The sequence below is a fragment of the Pseudomonas sp. CFBP13528 genome, from assembly GCF_005233615.1.
In the GTDB taxonomy this organism is placed as follows: domain Bacteria; phylum Pseudomonadota; class Gammaproteobacteria; order Pseudomonadales; family Pseudomonadaceae; genus Aquipseudomonas; species Aquipseudomonas fluorescens_AM.
In genome coordinates this window covers 1-19461 of record NZ_QGAJ01000003.1, presented here as the reverse complement: position 1 = coordinate 19461, position 19461 = coordinate 1, and the positions used below count along the sequence as shown (strand labels likewise).

13 protein-coding genes are annotated in these 19461 nt (G+C 62.0%); 5 read left to right on the top strand and 8 right to left on the bottom strand.

The window, feature by feature from the left end:
* The first annotated feature begins 13 nt into the window (after positions 1-13).
* The 4 genes from PspCFBP13528_RS06780 to PspCFBP13528_RS06765 all read left to right on the top strand — a co-directional run bounded on the left by PspCFBP13528_RS06780 (position 14) and on the right by PspCFBP13528_RS06765 (position 4566).
* On the top strand, positions 14-2176 hold the full coding sequence (locus PspCFBP13528_RS06780) for an outer membrane assembly lipoprotein YfiO (RefSeq protein WP_137199855.1): 2163 nt from the start codon (positions 14-16) through the stop codon (positions 2174-2176).
* On the top strand, positions 2173-2877 hold the full coding sequence (locus tag PspCFBP13528_RS06775; RefSeq protein ID WP_065949917.1) for a DUF3142 domain-containing protein: 705 nt from the start codon (positions 2173-2175) through the stop codon (positions 2875-2877). The genes PspCFBP13528_RS06780 and PspCFBP13528_RS06775 overlap by 4 nt, the downstream gene beginning before the upstream one ends.
* Before the next feature lie 98 nt (positions 2878-2975).
* The gene (locus PspCFBP13528_RS06770; protein WP_065949916.1) at positions 2976-3335 is read left to right on the top strand and encodes a helix-turn-helix domain-containing protein; all 360 of its coding nucleotides are present in this window, start codon (positions 2976-2978) and stop codon (positions 3333-3335) included.
* Complete coding sequence (locus tag PspCFBP13528_RS06765; protein ID WP_137199854.1) at positions 3313-4566, top strand: type II toxin-antitoxin system HipA family toxin; 1254 nt, start codon at positions 3313-3315, stop codon at positions 4564-4566. The genes PspCFBP13528_RS06770 and PspCFBP13528_RS06765 overlap by 23 nt, the downstream gene beginning before the upstream one ends.
* 57 nt (positions 4567-4623) lie before the next feature.
* Here PspCFBP13528_RS06765 and PspCFBP13528_RS06760 read toward each other — a convergent pair whose 3' ends face one another.
* The 8 genes from PspCFBP13528_RS06760 to PspCFBP13528_RS06725 form a co-directional block, all read right to left on the bottom strand.
* Entirely contained in the window at positions 4624-6066 is a 1443-nt protein-coding gene (locus PspCFBP13528_RS06760; protein ID WP_137199853.1) for an efflux transporter outer membrane subunit, read from the bottom strand.
* Positions 6063-7121, bottom strand: coding sequence for an HlyD family secretion protein (locus tag PspCFBP13528_RS06755; RefSeq protein WP_101220783.1), 1059 nt, complete (start codon positions 7119-7121; stop codon positions 6063-6065). Before PspCFBP13528_RS06755 ends, PspCFBP13528_RS06760 begins: the two co-directional genes overlap by 4 nt.
* A 15-nt stretch (positions 7122-7136) precedes the next feature.
* Positions 7137-8672, bottom strand: a complete 1536-nt coding sequence (locus PspCFBP13528_RS06750; protein ID WP_137199852.1) for an MFS transporter — start codon at positions 8670-8672, stop codon at positions 7137-7139.
* A 238-nt stretch (positions 8673-8910) separates the two neighbouring features.
* Complete coding sequence (locus PspCFBP13528_RS06745) at positions 8911-9831, bottom strand: LysR family transcriptional regulator (RefSeq protein WP_065949912.1); 921 nt, start codon at positions 9829-9831, stop codon at positions 8911-8913.
* 60 nt (positions 9832-9891) lie between these two features.
* The gene (locus PspCFBP13528_RS06740; RefSeq protein WP_065949911.1) at positions 9892-10758 is read right to left on the bottom strand and encodes a TauD/TfdA family dioxygenase; all 867 of its coding nucleotides are present in this window, start codon (positions 10756-10758) and stop codon (positions 9892-9894) included.
* A 130-nt stretch (positions 10759-10888) separates the two neighbouring features.
* Positions 10889-12253 (bottom strand): HlyD family type I secretion periplasmic adaptor subunit, encoded by a 1365-nt coding sequence (locus PspCFBP13528_RS06735; RefSeq protein WP_065949910.1) that lies wholly within the window; start codon positions 12251-12253, stop codon positions 10889-10891.
* The gene (locus tag PspCFBP13528_RS06730) at positions 12243-14399 is read right to left on the bottom strand and encodes a type I secretion system permease/ATPase (RefSeq protein ID WP_137199851.1); all 2157 of its coding nucleotides are present in this window, start codon (positions 14397-14399) and stop codon (positions 12243-12245) included. Before PspCFBP13528_RS06730 ends, PspCFBP13528_RS06735 begins: the two co-directional genes overlap by 11 nt.
* Positions 14400-14439: 40 nt before the next feature.
* Positions 14440-15798: a TolC family outer membrane protein gene (locus PspCFBP13528_RS06725; protein WP_065949908.1), complete on the bottom strand. Its 1359-nt coding sequence runs from the start codon at positions 15796-15798 to the stop codon at positions 14440-14442.
* A 338-nt stretch (positions 15799-16136) separates the two neighbouring features.
* On the opposite strand from PspCFBP13528_RS06725, the gene PspCFBP13528_RS06720 reads away from it, so the two are divergent.
* On the top strand, positions 16137-19461 hold a 3325-nt coding region (locus PspCFBP13528_RS06720; RefSeq protein WP_137199850.1), incomplete at its 3' end, for a retention module-containing protein.

Here is a 19461-nt window from a genome sequence, read left to right as displayed (position 1 = left end):
TCAAGGAAACGTTATGCGCATCGGTTTGCTGTCACCTCTGGCTCTGGCCCTGCTGGCCGGTATTCCCCTGGCGGCCCAGGCCAGCTCCGACGACTCGTGCTACCCCGACTGGCGGGTCTCGCGTGACAGTCTCGAACCCTGCAGCAACCAACCCTTTCTCAGCCCGGGCAACGATAGCCGGGTCAACCTGCGCCTGTTGCTGGCCGACAAAAAAGCCGCGCCGCTGACGCCCAATGCCTTGGGCGAGGACGATTTGGCCCAAGGCTTCGGCCCGGTGCCGTTTCCGGTGTATCGCCTGGTGCCGATTCCAGCCGCGAGCGGTGAGCCGGATAACCAGGCGGACGATTCACGCACTGCCGAGCTCGACACCCTGCTCCAGCCGCTGGGCGTCAAGCGCGAGGAATACAAGACCGCCGGCGAAGCCTTCCTCAACGGTGAAGGCAGCCGTTGCCGCAGCAACGATGACGACAGCGCCACGGCGTTTATCAGCCAGGTGATCAAAGCCGATATGCCGCCGGCTGAGCGCGACGTATTGGTCAAAGCACGTTTGCAGCTGCTGACAACCTGTGACTGGGACGGCCAGGTGGTGGACGCGCAGTTGACGCCCTCGGCCAACGCCCAACGGTTTCGCACTTATTTGCAGGCCGCCGCTGACTTCTACAGTGGCCGCTTCGGTGACGCCGAGCGCGGTTTCGCCGCCGCCGCGAGCAGCGATGCGCCCTGGCTGAAGGAAACTGCGCTGTACATGACCGCGCGCACCTCGCTGAACCAGGCCCAGGCCCAAGCCTTCGACGAATACGGCATGCCGCAGCGCGAGCATGTGGACAAGCCCGCGTTGAACGACGCCGAACAAGGCTTTCTCGCTTACCTGAAAACCTATCCACAAGGCGATTACGTTGCCTCCGCCCGTGGCCTGCTGCGCCGTGTGCACTGGCTGGCAAACGACGATGCCCGGCTTGCCGAAGACTTCACCTGGCAACTGACCGAGGCCACCGACGCCCAGCGCAATGTGAGCGTGGACGAATTGGTCGAAGAAGCCGACCTCAAGTTACTGATGGCCGGCAACACGTCGACGAACAGCCCGATGCTGCAAGTGGTCAGCGACCTGATGGCGATGCGTGCCCACACCCCGCCCCTGTTGAGCCGCGCAGACCTCGACAAGCAAAAGAGCACCTTCGTCAACGAGCCGGCGTTGTTCGACTACCTGCAAGCGGCGTATGCGCTGTATGTCGAGCATCAACCCGACACTGCCCTCAAGCATCTGCCGGCGGACGTGCCGTCAACCCTGGACTATTTCGCCTTCAGCCAGCAAACCCTGCGCGCCCTGGCCCTGGAAGCCAAACAAGACTGGGCAGGTGCGCAAGCCCTGTGGCTGCAATTGCTGCCGCTGGCCACGCAACCGCTGCAACGCGACCAGCTGGAGCTGGCCCTGGCGATGAACTACGAGCGCAGCGGCCAACTGGCCAAGGTATTTGCCGCCGACTCGCCGATCAGCGCCAAACAGGTGCGCTACATCCTGCTGCGCAACGTCGCCGGCCCCGACCTGTTGCGCCAGCAGATCGCCAACGCCAGCGACCCGACGGAACGCCAGAGCGCGCAATTCGTGCTGCTCTACAAAGACCTGCTGCACAACCAGTTCGCGACCTTTGCCGACGACCTCAAGCAAGCCTCGTTGTCCGAAGACAAGCTCGGCACCAGCCTGGGCTACACCTACACCAGCGGCCAGACCTTGAAGCTGTTCCAGTGGAACGGTGACAAGGCCGAATCCGGCTACGCCTGCCCAAGTATCGCGCAAACCGCCGCGACCCTGCAGCAGGATGCAAAAAACCCGCACGCCCTGAACTGTTTCGGTGAGTTCATCCTGCGCAACGGCCTGGACGGCATGCCGCTGGAACACCCCCGCGCAGCCGGCAGCCTGGGCAGCACCGCCTCGGACTTCAAGGGTGAGACCTTCTCGCGCCTGGACGGCTACAAGCAGGTGATCGCCAACGCCAAGGCACCGAAAACCGACAAGGCCTACGCACTGTTTCGCGCCATCAACTGCTACGCGCCGGCCGGCTACAACAGTTGCGGCGGTGAAGACGTGGCGCCGGCCGTGCGCAAAGGCTGGTTCCGCCAGCTCAAGAGCGGTTACGCCGACACGCAGTGGGGCAAATCGCTGCAGTACTACTGGTGAAGTCGCTGTGGCTGGGCGTGCTGTTGCTGGCGAGCCCGGCCTTCGGCGCCGTCGACGCCCGTGACTACGACGCCTTCTGGTTGTGGAGCGGCGTCACGCCCCAGCCGGTGATCAAGCAGGCCAAAACCCTGTACATCCTCCAGGGCCAGATCAACTCCACGCGCCGCGCACCGCAACGTGGCGTGCAACTGATCGCCCAGGGCATGAGCGTGCCGCGTATCACCCAGGGCACTATCTGGGTGGTCTACCGCGCCCACACCTTGCACTGGCCGGAGCCGGTCTACACCCAACTGCTCGGCCAGGTGCAACGCTGGCGTGACGCGGGCAACCCGGTGATCGGCATCCAGATCGACTTCGACGCCCGCACCCAGTACCTGCACGAATACGCCGCCTTCCTGCGCGATCTGCGCCAGCGTTTGCCGGCCGACCTGCGCTTGAGCATCACCGGCCTGATGGACTGGAGCAGCAACGCCGACCCGGCCGCCATCGCCCAGCTCAAGGGCGTGGTGGATGAAGTGGTGGTGCAGACGTATCAGGGACGCCACAGCATCCCCGACTACGCGGCCTATCTGCCACGGATGAACCGGATGGGCGTGCCGTTCAAGGTCGGCTTGATTCAGGGTGGAGAGTGGGAGGCGCCGGGGTATTTGCAGGAAAGTGAGTGGTTTCGGGGGTATGTGGTGTTTTTGCAGAATCGTTGAGTGTTCCGGCTCGATAAAACCAGTGTTGAGCCGGATTTATGGCATAGCTACCCGAAGATGATATAAGTTACTCTAACGGCATTAATGAGTGATATATCATGCAAAGCACTGGCAGACCCAACCCTCATAAAGGGTACCTCTCAGAAAGAAGCGACGAGCTGATAAAAGGTATCGGAAACGGTATCGAAATAGCCCGCCTTCGTCGTCGACTGAAAATTTCCACAATATGCAGTCGTGCGGGCATCACAAGGCAGACGTATCAGCGGCTGAGACAGGGCGAGGCAGGCGTATCCCTCGGTGTGCTGATGAATGTGCTTAGCGCGATGGACCTGGAGGAAGGTATGGCGAGCATCGCGTCGCCGGAACTCGACCAAGTTGGGATGACCATGAGCCTCGCCCGTGAGCCTGAGCGAATTCGCACTGAAGGAGACCCTGATGTCCTGGAAGCCGATTGGTAATGCCTTTGTTTTTTCAGCTCACTCAGTCGGTGATCCGGTCCCTGTGGGCGAAGTGGCCATGCACGCCGGTGGGTTCGTTTTTCGCTACGCCAATAGTTGGCTCGCGCGGTCCGACGCATTCGCGATTGACCCGCTGAACGTGCCCCTGACCCGTAATCAGTATTCCTCGACGCGCATGTTCGGGGTGCTTGACGACGCAACGCCGGACAATTGGGGGCGGTGTGTTCTGCTGGCGACCCACAAACAGCATCCACAAAACGAAGTTGAATGGCTGCTTGCCTCGCGGGGTGCGGGAGTGGGTTGCCTGCTGTTCAGTGCTTCAAGAAATCTGTTGCCGACCCTGCACCAGCCACCGCAATTCGAAGATCTTGAGAAGATCATGGTAGGCCTTGATCGAGTCGAGAAGGGTGAGGTGGACCTGCCCGTGGAAATCGCACGGCTATTTGAGTTTGGCAGCTCCATGGGCGGCGCCAGGCCAAAGGTCACGGTGACTCATGAAGGCAAGGAATGGATTGCCAAACTCGGCCGTAGCGATGATGTTTTCGATCAGCCACGTGCGGAATTTGCCAGCCTTCAAATGGCGGATGCGGCGGGGCTGCCCGCAGCCGGGCACAAGTTGGTAGAGGTCGCCGGCAAACCGGTTTTGATGGTCGAGCGTTTTGACCGGCATGAAGGCGCTGGTCGCGAACACTATGTCAGCTGCAATTCTTTGGTAAGTACCGAGAAGCCGAGAATGCGAGTTGACGCGGTTGACGGTGCCGCTTCCTATTCCAGAATCGCCGACGTTTTGAAGAAGGTCAGCGACGATGCAACGTTGGACATGCGTGAGCTTTACAGGCGTATGGCGTTCAATGTGCTCATCGGCAATAGCGACGACCACCTGAAACAAACCGGACTGCTGTTGACCAGCGCTTCGGGCTATTCCCTCGCACCGGTATTCGACATATTGCCGCACCCCACGCAGCTAGGCTTGCAGGCGCTCATCATCGGGAATGAGGGCAGGGTATCGTCGGTCAGCAATTTGCTCAGTACGCCCGAGCGTTTTGGGTTGGGAATGGATGAAGCAAGATCCATCGTCACTGACGTCTATGCGGTCGTGCGGGAGGCTTCCGGGTTTTTTGAAGCGGCGGGCTGTAGCGGTGCCGATGTGCGCATGCTGTCTAATGTATGCACCCGGTTTGAATCGCAACTGATGGCAGCACCACCCGCCGGCAACAGAGCGCACCCTTGACGGGTGCGCAACTGAAAACGACGTCACGTTCAAGGCTCGCTCGACTTCCCACCGTCATCAGTGAAGCGCTTGCAACGGATACACCGACTCCCACCCTCCTCCCAACGCCTTGTACAAGCCAACCATGGCCAAGGAAACGCCCGTAGAGCTTTCCACCCATTGTTCCTGGGTCGCCAGCAGCGCGCTTTGTACGGTGAGCACATTGACGAAATCGGCCACGCCTTCGACGTATTGGTGTTGCGCGGTGGCGAGCGCGATCTGGTTCTGGTGCACGGCTTCGGCCAGGCTGTCGCGGCGCAGTTGGCTGGCGTTGTAGCGGGTCAGTTGGTCGTCGATTTCATGCCAGGCGCGCAGCACGGTTTGCTGGTAGGAAATCGCCGCTTCCTGTTGCTGGGCTTCACGCAAATCCACCATGCCTTGCAGGCGCCCGCCGTTGAACAGCGGCAGGCTCAATTGCGGGCCGAAGGCGAAGGCGCGCGAGCCCCAGGAGCCGAAGTCCGAGAGTTGCATGGCCTGGGAGCCTAGGCTGCCGGACAGGGTGATGCGCGGGTAGAAATCACCCTTGGCCACGCCAATGCTGGCAGTGGCGGCGTGCAAACGGGCTTCGGCCTGGCGGATGTCCGGGCGGCGCTCGGCCAGTTCCGACGGCAGGCCGATGGCGACCTGGCGCTGGGTCTGCGGCACGGCGGCGTCCTTGGACAGTTGCGCGTGCAGGGCTTGCGGCGGCTCGCCCATCAGCAGGCTCAGGGCGTTGATCAATTGATCCTGGCGCTGCTGCAGATCAGGCAGGCGCGCTTCGATGGCGGCCACCTGGGCGGCGGCTTCGGCCACGTCCAGGTCGGTCGCCACGCCGTCGGCCAGGCGCAGTTGCGAGAGCTTGAGGCTGTGGCGGGCGACGTCGAGGTTTTGCTCGGTGACAGCGCGGGTGTTCTGTACGCCGCGCAGTTGGATGTAATCCTGTGCGGTCTCGGCCAGTACCGACAGCAGCACGGCGCGACGGTCGTTTTCGGCGACGTCCAGGGTGGCGTCGGCGGCTTCGGTCTCGCGCCTGACCCGGCCCCAGAAGTCCAACTCCCAGGCAGCGGAAAAGCCCATGTCCCATTGGCTGAAGGCCGAGCGGCCGTTCTCGCCGGAGGGGTCGTTCAAACCTTTGGCGCTGTTGCGCTTGCGCTGGTAACCGCCGCCCGCATCGACGCCGGGGTAACGTTCGGCGGTAGTCACCTGACGCACGGCGCGGCTTTGTTGCAGGCGGCTGCTGGCCAGTTTCAGGTCGAGGTTATCGCTGAGGGCACGACGTGTGAGCGCTGACAACTGTTCGTCGTGGAACACGTCCCACCAGCGCTCCTGCAACGGGTCGCTGCTGGCACGACTGGCCGCCTGACGCCCCTGGGGCTCACTCCATTGGGCGACTTGCGGGCCTTGCGGCCGTTGGAAATCCGGGCCGACGGTGCAGGCACTCAGGCTGATGAGGCTCAAGGTGAGCCAGGCGACATGTTTCATTGCTGGGCCACCTCATGGTGTGGCGCGACCGCCTGTGTGTCGACGCTGGCCTCCACCGACATACCGACGCGCAGGCGCTCGGTCAGCGGCTGATTGGGCTCAAGCACGATCTTCACCGGAATGCGCTGCACCACCTTGGTGAAGTTGCCGGTGGCGTTGTCCGGCTTGACCGAGGCGAAGGTCACCCCGGTGGCCGGCGCCAGGCTCTCCAGGTGACCGTTGAGCAACTCGCCATCGAGGCTGTCGACACGCACTTGCACGGCTTGGCCGGCATGCATGTGCGACAGTTGCGTCTCCTGGAAATTGGCCACGACATAGGCCTCGGCCAGCGGCACGACCGCGAGGATCTTGCTGCCCGGTGTCACATAGGCGCCGACCCGTACCGCCCGCTCACCGACCATGCCGTCCACCGGCGCGACGATGCGCGTGTAGGACAGCTGATAGCTGGCCATTTCCAGCGCGGCCTGGGCGCGCTTGAGCCCGCCGTCGGCGGCATCGCGCTGAGCCGTGAGGATTTCCACTTGCTTGCGTTCGGCGGCCAGCACCGCTGTGGATTTGGCCAGGCGCGCGGTGGCCTGGTCGATGCGGGTCTTGGCTTGCTGGGCGTTCTGCACGGTGCCCGCGCCGACGCCGGCGAGGTGGTTGTAGCGGTTCAGCTCGTGTTCGGCAAACGCCACTTCGGCACGGTCCGCCGCCACGGTGGCCTGGGCCTGGGCGATCACCGAGCTTTGGCGCTCCAGCGTCGCGGTGGCGTTTTTCAGTTGGGCCTGGGCGACCAACGTGTCGGCGTCGGCGGCCTGGGCGGCGGCGCGAAAATCCCGGTCGTCGATCAGCGCCAACAGCTGGCCGGCTTTGACGCGCTGGTTGTCTTCTACCAACACTTCCTTGATGAACCCGGCCACGCGGGGGGCGACCAGGGTGAAATCGGCGGCGACGAAGGCGTCGTTGGTGGTCTGGCTCCGGCTGCTCAGAAGGCCTGGCGCAACCAGGTACACCAGCACGCCGACGGCAAACACAGCGATAACGGAGACGGCTATTTTGTCTTTGCGTTTCATGAGAAATCCTTGGGTTCAGGTCGGTGCGCGAGGCGGAAAAATCCGCGTGGGCATCCAGAAGATCAGCAGGATCAGCGCCACCGCGACACCGGCCATGACGGCATACAGATCCGAAGAGGTGAGCACCACGACTTGCTCGTGCAGGCGGTGCGCCAGGCCCGGCGCGTCGCCGTCGGCCAGGGGCGAGTTGCCCAGGCGGTCCACCAGCATGGTCGAGTGAAAATGCCCGCGCTGGGTGGTCAGCGTATCCAGCACAGCGGTGGCGATCACGGCGGACAGGCCCTTTACGGTGTTGAACCACGCCGAGGCGAACGGCCCTTCGATGGGCTGGATACTGCCGGTGGACAGCATCAGCAGCGGCAACACGGCCATCGGCTGGCCGAAAATCTGCAGCAGGTACCAGCCATAAAAATCATCGCGAATCCACGCCGAGGTGAGGTGCGAACTGCCGATACAGCACAGCACCAACATGCCGAGACCGATGCCCAGCACCCAGCGGCAATCGACCCGGCGCAGGTTGCACAGCGCGGCCACCAGCGGCAGCGCGATCAGCTGCGGCACGGCCATCAGCAGCATCACCGGCGCGGTTTGCAGGGGGCGGTAACCCTGGACCTGAGCGAGAAAACTCGACGGGATGATGATGACCGAGGTCAACACCATCAACACGCCGGCCAGCACGATCAACGCAAACGACAGGTTGCGCAGGCCAAGCATCTGCAACTTGAAGAATGGCAGCGGCTGCGACCATTCATTGAGCATGAACAACACCATGAGCACCGACCCACCACTGAGCAGGAAGGTGATCAGGCCCGACTCGAACCAGTCCAGACGGTTGCCTTGCAACAGGCCGATGACCAGCATGCAGATTGCCGGGAAGCCCAACAGCAGACCGCGCCAATTGAACTGTTTGAAACGCTCCAGGCGCAACGGATCCTGCGGCAAGCCGTAGGCCACGGCGGCCATCGCCAACAGGCAGGGCCCGACGATCTGCCAGAACGCCCATTGCCAGCCGACGTATTCGGTCCACAGCGCCGCCAGCGGCGTACCCAGGCTCGGGCCGAAGGTGGCCGTCAGGGCATACCCGGCCAAGCCGTATAACTTGACGTTGGCTGGCAGGAACCGCAGCGCCACGGTCATCAGCATCGGCGGCAACGCGCCACCGGCCAAGCCTTGCACCGTGCGCAGGAGCAGCAGGCTTTCGTAGTTCGGTGCGAACGGGCAGAGGATGCCGAGCAGGGTAAACAAGCCGATGGCACACAGGGTAAAACGGCGCAGCGAGAGCGTCACCGCACACCACGGTGCGAACGCCATCGCGGCCACGGAGGTGGCGGTGTAGGCCGCGACCAGCCAGGTGCCTTCGTCAAAACCGATGTACAGCGCACCACGGATATCAGCGAGGGCGACCTTGGTGACCATCTCGTTGAGGCCGGACACCAGCACCGCCAGCAACACGCCGACCAGGCCGATAATGATGCGCGGACCGAACACCGGTGGGCTGGGCGCAGTGGGTTTGGCTGCGGCCTCGAGGGCGGGAGCAGCGAGGGATGTCATGGACAGGTAACTCGGAATGGGAAATACCCGAGCAGTTTAATCAGGCTCTACCATGACAAAAAGTTACTTGTTGTCAGCTTATAAGTGCGTCAGACGCAATCCACATAATACCGCAGGGCTTAAAATGTGGGAGGGGGCTTGCCCCCGATAGCGGTGTATCAGGTTCATATGGGGTAGCTGTCATACCGCAATCGGGGGCAAGCCCCCTCCCACATTTGACCCGGCATGGCTTGGGATTTCAGCTGGGCTGGGCTTCGAGCCAGGTGGCGTGGCAGCTTTCGCGCATGGTTTCGCGCAGCCATTTGTGCGCCGGGTCTTTGTCGAAACGTGGGTGCCAGGATTGGGCCAACACCAGCGTCGGCAATGAGATTGGCAGGGGGAATGCGCGCAGCGGCAGATTCAGGCGCCTGGCGCTGAGGAGCGCTTCCTTGGGCACCGGCAGCAGCAGGTCGGAGTCGGGCAGCATGAACATTGCACCGTGGAAGCCTGGGGCGATCATAGCCACGCGGCGCTCCAGGCCCTGGGCATTCAACGCGGTATCGATGGGCCCACGGGCGATGCCGCGCCGCGAGATACTGATGTGGGAATAGCTGGCAAACCGCGCGGCGGTGATCTCTGCGTCGAACAGCGGATGATCTTCCCGCGCCAGGCCGACGAAGGTGGTGGAGAACAGGTTCTGCACCTTCGCTTCGGGGCTCGCCGGCAGGGTATTGCTCACCCGCAAGTCCAACCGCCCTTCGCGCAGCGCTTCGTCGTCGGTATCGCCTTCGGGCACGAAGCGCAGCTCGCAGAGCGGCGCCACTCTTTGCATGGTGTCGAACAGTCGCCCGCCATACACGCCGATGAAAAAGTCATTGGCGCGCACGCTGAAGCGGCGGCGCAAGGTGCTCAAGTCCACCTGGTCGGCCGAGCGAAACAGCAACGCTGCCTGCTCCACCACGTTGCGCACCTGGCCTTGCAGCTCAAGCGCCTTGGGCGTCGGCACCAGGCCGCGGCCGGCGCGGACCAGGATCGGATCGCCGACCGCATCGCGGATCCGCGTGAGGGTGCGGCTCATGGCCGCCGGGCTCAGGTTCATCCGCCGCGCCGCGCCCACCACGCTGCCTTCATCGAGCAAGGCGTCGAGGGCGACCAGCAGGTTCATGTCCGGTAGTTGCATGCCAAGCACTCGTGGTTGATGGGGAGTGAACTGGGCGCAATCCTAGCAGGCTTCACCGTTTCAGAAAGGCGCATCGCCCTGGATGGTGGTGCGCAACAATTTGCGGCGCAGATGGCTCGGGCAACCGGCGGCCAGGTGAATCAGCGAGCGATTGTCCCAGAACACCAGGTCGTGGGGCTGCCACTGATGGCGGTAGATGTTTTCCGGCAGCACGCTGTGGGCATAGAGCTGGGCCAGCAGGTCGCGGCTTTCGTCATCCGGCAGGCCGACGATGCGGGTGGTGAAGCCTTCGCTGACGAACAGCGCCTTGCGGCCGTTTTCCGGGTGGGTGCGCACGATGGGGTGCACCACTTCGGCCACCTGGGCGAGCTGTTCCGGGGTCAGGGTCGGGCGCCAGTTGCCTTCGAATTTGGTTTCGCTGTAACGCGCAGTGTAGGAATGCGCGGCGCGGCGCCCTTCGACGGCGTTGCGCAGGTGCTCGGGCAGTTGCTCCCAGGCTTTGTGCATGTCGGCAAACAGGGTGTCGCCGCCTTCGGACGGCAGTTCCTGGGCATGCAGCATCGAGCCCAGGCTGGGCAGTTCCTTGTACGACAGGTCCGAGTGCCAGAACTTGCCCGCATCGCCCAGGCCGATGGACTGGCCGTTTTCGATGATGTTGGAGACGATCAGGATTTCCGGGTGGTTGGCCAGCAGGAACTGCTTGAGCACGTGGATTTGCAGCACGCCGAAGCGCCGGCTGAAGGTGATCTGTTGTTCAGGGGTGATGCGCTGGTCGCGAAACACGATGACGTGGTGGTCCAGGTGCGCGCGGTGGATGCGGGCGAAGTCCTGGTCGTTGATAGGTTGGGATAGATCCAGGCCGATGATTTCGGCGCCGACACTGCCGGGGAAGGGGCGGATGTCGAAGGGTTGGGGGGTGGCGGACATTGGGTTCACTTCCGGCGGACGGGGGAGTGAATTTATAGGCCTGGGAATGGAAGTTTAAATACTGTTAGGGCATATCCATATGCATGGGGTGATGCTGATGGCCCTATCGGGGGCAAGCAGCCTATAGAGATTACCGCTCGTGCAACGCCTCCGCCCGCGCCTTGATGATCGGCTTGAGCAGGTAGCTGAGGATGCTTTTCTTGCCGGTGATGATGTCTACCGAGGCGACCATGCCGGGGATGATCAGCAGCGGCTTTTCATCGGTGCCCAGGTGGCTGCGGTCGGTGCGCAGGGTGATCATGTAGTAAGTGGTTTTCTTGTCTTCATCGGTGATGGTGTCGGCGCCGATGCGTTCGAGCTTGGCCTTCAGGCCACCGTAGATGGTGTAGTCATAGGCGGTGAATTTGACCACCGCTTCTTGCCCAGGGTGCAGGAAGGCGATGTCTTGCGGGCGGATCTTGGCCTCCACCAGCAGGGTGTCGTCCAGCGGCACGATTTCGACCATGTCGCTGCCCGGCTGGATCACGCCGCCGACGGTGTTGACCAGCAGTTGCTTGACGATGCCGCGCACCGGCGAGGTGACCAGGGTGCGGCTGACGCGGTCTTCCAGGGCGCGGCCGGTGGATTCGGCCTTGTTCAGTTCGGTGCGCGCTTCATTGAGTTGGGTCAGGGCTTCGCTGCGGAACTTGCCGCGGGTTTCGTCGATCTTGCGCTGCACTTCCTTGATCGCCGATTCGGCGCGGGGGATCGCCAGGGTGGTGGCGTCCAGCTGGCCTCGGGTTTCCATTTCAGCGCGCTTGAGGCGCAGCACTTCCACCGGCGACACCGCGCCCTGGGCCACCAGCGGCTCGGACATGTTGATTTCCTGGCGTTGCAGGGACAACTGGCTGCGGTACTGGCTTTGTTTGGAGGTGAACTCACGCAACTCCTGTTGGCGCTGCACCAGTTGCTCCTGCAAACCGCCAACTTCGTCTTTCAACTGCTGGCGGCGGCTTTCGTACAGTGAGCGCTCGTTGGCGGCCTGGCTGGGCGCGGCCTTGAGTACATCGTCGGGAATGTTCAGCGGGCGGTCGTCCACCTGCGCACTCAGACGCTCGACGCGCAGTTGCATGGCCAGGCGCAGCGCTTCGGTTTCCCCGGCGTTGGACACGAACCGCGTATCGTCCAGGCGAATCAACGGCGCACCGGCCTCGACGATCTGACCTTCCTTGACGTACAACTCGGCGACGATACCGCCTTCCAGGTTCTGGATTTTCTGCAGCTTGGACGACGGAATCGCCTTGCCGTCGCCTCGGGTCACTTCGTCGATTTCGGAGAAACCTGCCCACACCACCAGGAATACAAAGAACGCGATGATGGCCCAGATGGTCAGGCGGATGACCCGCGGCGCATCTTCGATCAGCGCTTTGTTGACCTCGGGCAGCGGCTGGCCCTGCAGCGAGTCGGAACCTTTGAAGTAGCGCCCGACCGCGCTCTTGATGGCGTTAAGCGACACTGATCTGCCCCTTCTTCAACGCTTCCATGACCACGGCTTTCGGGCCGTCCGCGAGGATCTGCCCACGGTCGATCACCAGCAGGCGGTCCACCAGGGACAGCAGCGAGGCACGGTGCGTCACCAGGACGACGGTCTTGTTTTGCACCACGGCATGCAGGCGTTGTTTCAAGCGTTCTTCACCGGTGTTGTCCATGGCGCTGGTGGGTTCGTCCAGCAGCAGGATGGGCGGGTTGAGCAGCAGCGCACGGGCCAGGGCGACGTTCTGTCGCTGGCCACCGGACAGGTTCTGCCCACGCTCGCCGACCTGCAGTTCATAGCCTTGCGGATGCAGGCGGGCGAATTCGTGCACACCGGCCAGTTCGGCGGCTTGCAGGACCATCTCATCTTCGACGTAGCGCGCACCGCTGACCAGGTTGTCACGCAGGGTGCCGGCCAGCAGTTGGATGTCCTGGGCGACGTAGCCGATGTTATGGCGCAGTTCGCTGACGTCGATCTGGCGCACGTCCACGCCGTCCACCAGCAACGCGCCGGAGTCGGGTTGATACAGGCCGACGATCAATTTGGCCAGGGAGCTTTTGCCCGAGCCGCTGCGACCGATGATGCCGATCTTTTCCCCTGGCTTGATCACCAGGTTGATGTTTTTCAGCGCCGGATTCTGTTGGTTCGGGTAGGTGAAATTCAGGCCCCGGCACTCGATGGCGCCTTGCAGGGTGCGACGGCTCATGGGGCGCTCTTCGAAATTGCGCTCCTGGGGCAGTTCCATCATCTGGTCGACCGAGGTCATGGTGACCTTGGCTTGCTGGTAGCGCGTGAGCAGGCCCGACAGCGAGGCCAGCGGGCTCAAGGCACGGCCGCTGAGCATGTAGCAGGCGATCAGGCCGCCCATGCTCAGGTTGCCGTCGATGATCTGGTACACGCCGAACACGATCATGATCACGCCGGCCAGTTGCTGGATCAGCAGGGTCATGTTCATCGACAGGCCCGACAGCAGCTTCACCCGCAGCTCGAGCCGGCTCAAGGTGCCGATGGTCTGTTCCCAGCCGTACTGGCGTTCGCTCTCGGCATTGTTGACCTTGACCGCATCCAGCCCGGCGAGGGTTTCGATCAGGCTCGACTGGCGTTCGGCGGCGAGGGCCATGGTGCGTTCCATGGTCGCGACCAAAGGTTTTTGCAAGGCGTAGCCGATCCCCAGGGCAATCGGGAACGCCAGCACCGGAATCCACACCAGGTGGCCACCAAGCAGGGCGATCACCAGGAAGATCAGCAGCGTGAACGGCAGGTCGATCAGGCTGGTGAGGGTCAGCGACGCGAGGAAGTCGCGCAGGCTCTGGAACTCATGGATGTTCTGCGCAAAGCTGCCGACGCGCGCCGGGCGGTACTTCATCGACATGCCGACGATGCGCTCGAACAAGGTGGCGGAGATGATCAGGTCGGTTTTTTTACCGGCCAGGTCCAGGCACAGACTGCGCAGGCTCTTGAGCACCAGGTCGAACAGATACGCACCGCAGATGCCCACGGCCAGCACCCACAGCGTAGAAGTGGCCTGGTTCGGCACCACGCGGTCGTATACGTTCATCACGAACAGCGGCGCGGCCATGGCGATGATGTTGATCAGGAAACTGGCGGCGATGGCATCGGTATACAGCCAGCGCGAACGCTTGAGCGTGTCACGAAACCAGGATCGCGCTCGGGGAATCAAGGTGCCGTGATTGACGTCGAACTTGTGCTGCGGCTGGGCAAAGAAGACCTTGCCGGTGTAGTCGTCGACCAGCAACTCGCGCTTGATCAGCACTTCACCGCCATCGCTTTCGCTGAGCAGCACCCGCGCCTGATCGTCGCCCTCCCAGCCGACCAGCACGGTACTGCGCCCGTCCTTGAGCAGCAGCAGCGCCGGTAACGCGATGGTCGGGATCTGTTCGAGCCTGCGTTGCAGCAGCCGTCCCTGCAGCCCGGCGCGCGCCGCTGCACGTGGCAGCAACTCGGCACTCAGGCGCTGCGAAGGCAGCGGCAGGCCGGTGGTGAGCATGGCCGCGCTGGCCGGTTTCTGATGCAGGGCGCAGAGTGCCAACAAGCCGTCGAGTAACGGGTCGTCGTGCAGCGTGCGTGGATCATGACTGAGATGAACTCGACTGACTTCGGATTCCACGCGGTGCACTCTCGACTAACAGATGGGGCTATGGGGTGACTCAGTTCATTCCAGGCAGTTGGACTTTGGGCTTCACATCGTTTTGCACGATGGAGGCCATGGGAGCGACGACGCCTTGGCTTTTGAGCAATTCGCCCATGGTCGCCTTGATTCGGTACTGAGTAAATAACTGAATGTTCTTGATCTCTTCCAGGCGACGCGAAGCGGTGAACAATTCGTTCTCGCTGTCGAGCAAGTCCAGCAGGGTACGTTGGCCCAGGCTGAACTGTTGCTGGTAGGACGTGCGCACGCGGGTGCTGTGGTCCACGTACTGCTGGGCCACCGGCAGTTGCGCGTTGGCGTTGTTCAAGGCGTTCCAGGCCAGGCCCAGTTCTTCATTGAGCTGGCGCAAGGCGTTGTTGCGGATGTCCAGGGCCTGGTTGGCCTGGTACGACTTCGATTGCAGGTCGGCCTTGTTGCTGCCGCCGGCGAACAGGTTGAAGCGCATGCGCACCATGGCTTCCCAACCGTTGCTGTGGTTGGCGTCGCCGGAGACATTGTTGTCGGCATTGGTGCCAAGCTCGGCGTCAAAGCGTGGATAGAAGCTGGATTTGGCGGCCGCGTACTGCTGCTCGGCGGCGGAGATGTCCGACTCCGCCGAGCGCAGCACCGGGCTGTTGTCGAGCATCTGGCGCCGCGCTTCATTCAGGTCGGCCGGGAGCATGGCCATGAACGGCGCTGGGCGCTCGAGCTGGTCGGGCATCTGGCCAACGGCGCTGAGGTAGTTGGTTTGCGCATCCGCCAGGTTGGTCTGCTCGGTGATCAGGTTGTTGCGGGCCTGGGCCAGACGCGCTTCGGCCTGGTCCTGGTCGGCGCCGTTACCGACGCCGCGCTGGGTGCGCAACTTGATCTGATCGTAAATGCGTTCGTGGTTGCGCAGGTTGTCTTCGGCCAGGCGCACGAACTCACGACGGGTCAGCACTTCCAGGTAGACCTGGGCAACGGTCAACGCGGTGCGCTCGGACGTACCGAGCAGCGAGTAGGCGCGGGAGTTGACGTTGGCCTGTTGACGCCCGACTTCGCTGGAAGTGGCGAAACCGTCAAAGATCATTTGCTGCAGGCGCAGGCTGGACTCGCCGCGATTGAGGGTTTCCCAGTGGTTGCCGCCCGTGCCATTGGTGGCGCGGGTGGACGCGTTGTCGGTGCCTGCACGGCCATAGCCGGCATTCAAATCGACACGCGGCAGATACCCACCCTGCGCCGCACGCAATTGGTAATCGGCGGCGATGCGACTGTTTACACCCGCCTGAATTTCAGGATGCACATCCAGTGCCTGCTGCATGGCTTGGGGCAGCGTCTGGGCTTGTACAAAGCTGGCGGCGAGAACGAACGGTATTGCCTTGAACAGGTGCAGACGCATTAAAAAATTCCCCAGGACTTCTTGTCTCAAATCACAGCGATTGGCGCCGCCGCGTCGGATAATGGCTAGCGTAATGACCGTACGTCGGAAAGTTCAAAAAGCGGAACTGCTTCACACATGTAGGACGGTTCGCCGCATAAATATCAATGTGACATTACGGGGGCGATTGTTTAGGATGGCGACCATAAGGTCAATAGTTTGGCATAAACTAGATAGCTAAAAATTCTAGCCAATAATTTGACGCCAGTAAGTATTCAGACTACGCCCCCTCCTGTTTGGCCCTCCCTCTTGAGCGGCCACATGGAATCATCAGAAACGGATCGCCGGAGAAATATTTAATGAGCAATGTTGTTGCCATCGTCAAAAGCATTGTTGGTCAAGTGTTCGTTATTTCTCCGGAAGGGACACGCCGTGTTCTGGTTGAGGGTGATCGCCTGTTCGCGGGCGACCAGATTGATACAGGCCTGTCGGGCGCAGTGAGCCTGGAACTGGCGGATGGGCGCACGCTGGACCTGGGTCGCGACACCCAGTGGAGCGCCGACATGCCGGACTCCACCGCCGACCTGGCCGCCGCCACCGAACAGGCCGCGCCGTCGGTGGCCGAGCTGCAGCAAGCCATCGCCGCCGGCGCCGACCCGACCACCGAACTGGAAGCCACTGCCGCCGGCGCCACCGCTGCCGGTAATGGCGCGGCGGGCGGCGGCCACAGCTTTGTAGTGCTGGACGCGACCGCCGGGCGTGTCGATCCGACCATCGGCTTTCCCACCGCCCCTATCGGCCAGGGCACAGCAACGCTGAATACCTTTAATGGTGCTCAAGCTTCTGCAGGTAACGGCAACCTGGCGCTGCAGCCTTCGACCCTGAGCCTGAGCGCCACCCCAAGCATCACCGAAGCCGGGGGCGTACTGACTTACACCGCCACCGTGACCCAGGCCTCGACCAGCGACTTGACCGTCACCTTGTCCAACGGCGCGGTCATTACCATCCCGTCCGGCCAACTGACCGGTACCGTCAACGTGCCCCTGGCGCCTAACGACAGTCCGTACCTCGACGCCAGCCAGATCAGCGTCAACGTCACCGGCACCACCGGCGGCAACAACCTGGTGCTGACCCTCGACCCTAACCCGGCCGTGACGCAGATTACCGACACCATCGACACCACCACCGTCACCTTGACGGCCGGTTCGACCGTGACCGAAGGCGGTCAGATCACCTACACCGCGACCCTGACCAACCCGGCGCAAACCCCGGTAAACGTCACCTTGAGCAATGGCTCGGTGATTACCATCAAGGCGGGTGAGTCGACAGGTACGGTGGTAGTCGATACCCCGGCCAATGACGTCTACGTCAACGGTTCGACCGTGAGCACCACTATTACCGGCGCCACCGGCGGCAACTTTGAAAACCTGGTGCCGAGTACGACGCCTGCGGTCACCACCATTACTGATTCGGTCGATACCACCACTGTCACGCTGACGGCCGGTTCGACCGTGACCGAAGGCGGTCAGATCACCTACACCGCGACTCTGACCAACCCTGCGCAAACCCCGGTAAACGTCACCTTGAGCAATGGCTCGGTGATTACCATCAAGGCGGGTGAGTCGACAGGTACGGTGGTAGTCGATACCCCGGCCAATGACGTCTACGTCAACGGTTCGACTGTGAGCACCACTATTACCGGCGCCACCGGCGGCAACTTTGAAAACCTGGTGCCGAGCACGACGCCTGCGGTCACCACCATTACTGATGTGGTCGATACCACCACTGTCACGCTGACGGCCGGTTCGACCGTGACCGAAGGCGGTCAGATCACCTACACCGCGACCCTGACCAACCCGGCGCAAACCCCGGTAAACGTCACTTTGAGCAATGGCTCGGTGATTACCATCAAGGCGGGTGAGTCGACAGGTACGGTGGTAGTTGATACCCCGGCCAATGACGTCTACGTCAACGGTTCGACCGTGAGCACCACTATTACCGGCGCAACCGGCGGCAACTTTGAAAACCTGGTGCCGAGCACGACGCCTGCCGTTACTACGATCACCGATTCGGTCGATGCTACCGCCGTTACGCTGACAGCCGACGCGACCGTGACCGAAGGCGGTCAGATCACCTACACCGCGACCCTGACCAACCCGGCGCAAACCCCGGTAAACGTCACCTTGAGCAATGGCTCGGTGATTACCATCAAGGCCGGCGAGTCCGTGGGCAGCGTCATCGTCGACACACCGCCGAACGATGTCTACGTTAATGGCAGCACCATCAGCACCACCATTACCGGTGCAACCGGCGGCAATTTCGAAAACCTGGTGCCGAGCACGACGCCGGCACTCACTACCATTACCGATTCCGTCGATACCACGACCGTCACGCTGACCGCGCCGGCTGAAGCAAGCGAGGGTGGGCAGATTACGTACACCGCGACGCTTTCCAATAGAGCGGGCAGTGACATCACGTTGAAGCTGGATAACGGCTCATCGATCACCATCAAAGCTGGCGATACTGTCGGCACCGTGACCGTGCCAGCGCCTACCGATGATGTGTTTATCGACAAGAGCACTCAGACTGTCCAGATCACTGAGACCACTGGCGGCAACTTCGAGAAGCTGGAAGTTGCAGGCAACGGCGCGACCACTACGATCAATGACACCATCGACAAAGTTGATGTAGTCCTGACCGCCACTCCTACCGTTGGTGAAGGCGGCAACATCGTTTACACCGCCAGCCTTGTGGATAAGAACGGTACGCCGGTGACTAACATCACCAATCCGTTGACCGTCACGCTCGATAACGGCCAGAGCATCACTATCGGTGTGAATCAGTCGAGCGGTAGCGTTTCGGTTGTTGCGCCGGATGATGTGTACAAGGGTGATCAAACCGTCACCGCTGCTATTCAGACCGTCACGGGTGGCGAGCACTTCGAGAATTTGGTGCCTGGCACCGCGCCGGTTAATACCACCGTTACTGATACTCCGGGCACCGACAACACCACTACCGTTACCCTGACGGCTCCGGCCCAGGCGAATGAAGGTGGTCAGATTACCTACACCGCGACCTTGAGCAACAAGGCCGGTACTGACGTCACGCTGAAACTCGATAACGGCTCGTCGATCACCATCAAGGCTGGCGACACCGTCGGCACCGTGACCGTGCCTGCGCCTACCGATGATGTGTTTATCGACAAGAGCACGCAGACCGTTCAGATCACCGAAACCACTGGTGGTAACTTCGAAAAACTGGAAGTTGCGGGTAACGGTGCGACCACCACGATCAACGACACCATCGACAAAGTCGACGTAGTCCTGACCGCTACCACCACCGTTGGCGAAGGCGGCAACATCGTTTACACCGCCAGCCTTGTGGATAAAAACGGCGCGCCGGTGACCAACATCACCAATCCGTTGACCGTCACGCTCGATAACGGCCAGAGCATCACTATCGGTGTGAATCAGTCGAGCGGTAGCGTTTCGCTTGTTGCGCCTGATGATGTGTACAAGGGTGATCAAACCGTCACCGCTGCTATTCAGACCGTCACGGGTGGCGAGCACTTTGAGAATTTGGTGCCTGGCACCGCGCCGGTTAATACCACCGTTACTGATACTCCGGGCACCGACAACACCACTACCGTCACGCTGACCGCGCCAAATGCTGTTAACGAAGGTG

Excerpts from the sequence above, each read along its gene's own strand:
- PspCFBP13528_RS06780 (WP_137199855.1), top strand. The coding sequence starts at position 14 with ATGCGCATCGGTTTGCTGTCACCTCTGGCTCTGGCCCTGCTGGCCGGT.
- PspCFBP13528_RS06770 (WP_065949916.1), top strand. The coding sequence starts at position 2,976 with ATGCAAAGCACTGGCAGACCCAACCCTCATAAAGGGTACCTCTCAGAA.
- PspCFBP13528_RS06765 (WP_137199854.1), top strand. The coding sequence starts at position 3,313 with ATGTCCTGGAAGCCGATTGGTAATGCCTTTGTTTTTTCAGCTCACTCA.
- PspCFBP13528_RS06760 (WP_137199853.1), bottom strand. The coding sequence starts at position 6,066 with ATGAAACATGTCGCCTGGCTCACCTTGAGCCTCATCAGCCTGAGTGCC.
- PspCFBP13528_RS06755 (WP_101220783.1), bottom strand. The coding sequence starts at position 7,121 with ATGAAACGCAAAGACAAAATAGCCGTCTCCGTTATCGCTGTGTTTGCC.
- PspCFBP13528_RS06750 (WP_137199852.1), bottom strand. The coding sequence starts at position 8,672 with ATGACATCCCTCGCTGCTCCCGCCCTCGAGGCCGCAGCCAAACCCACT.
- PspCFBP13528_RS06745 (WP_065949912.1), bottom strand. The coding sequence starts at position 9,831 with ATGCAACTACCGGACATGAACCTGCTGGTCGCCCTCGACGCCTTGCTC.
- PspCFBP13528_RS06740 (WP_065949911.1), bottom strand. The coding sequence starts at position 10,758 with ATGTCCGCCACCCCCCAACCCTTCGACATCCGCCCCTTCCCCGGCAGT.
- PspCFBP13528_RS06725 (WP_065949908.1), bottom strand. The coding sequence starts at position 15,798 with ATGCGTCTGCACCTGTTCAAGGCAATACCGTTCGTTCTCGCCGCCAGC.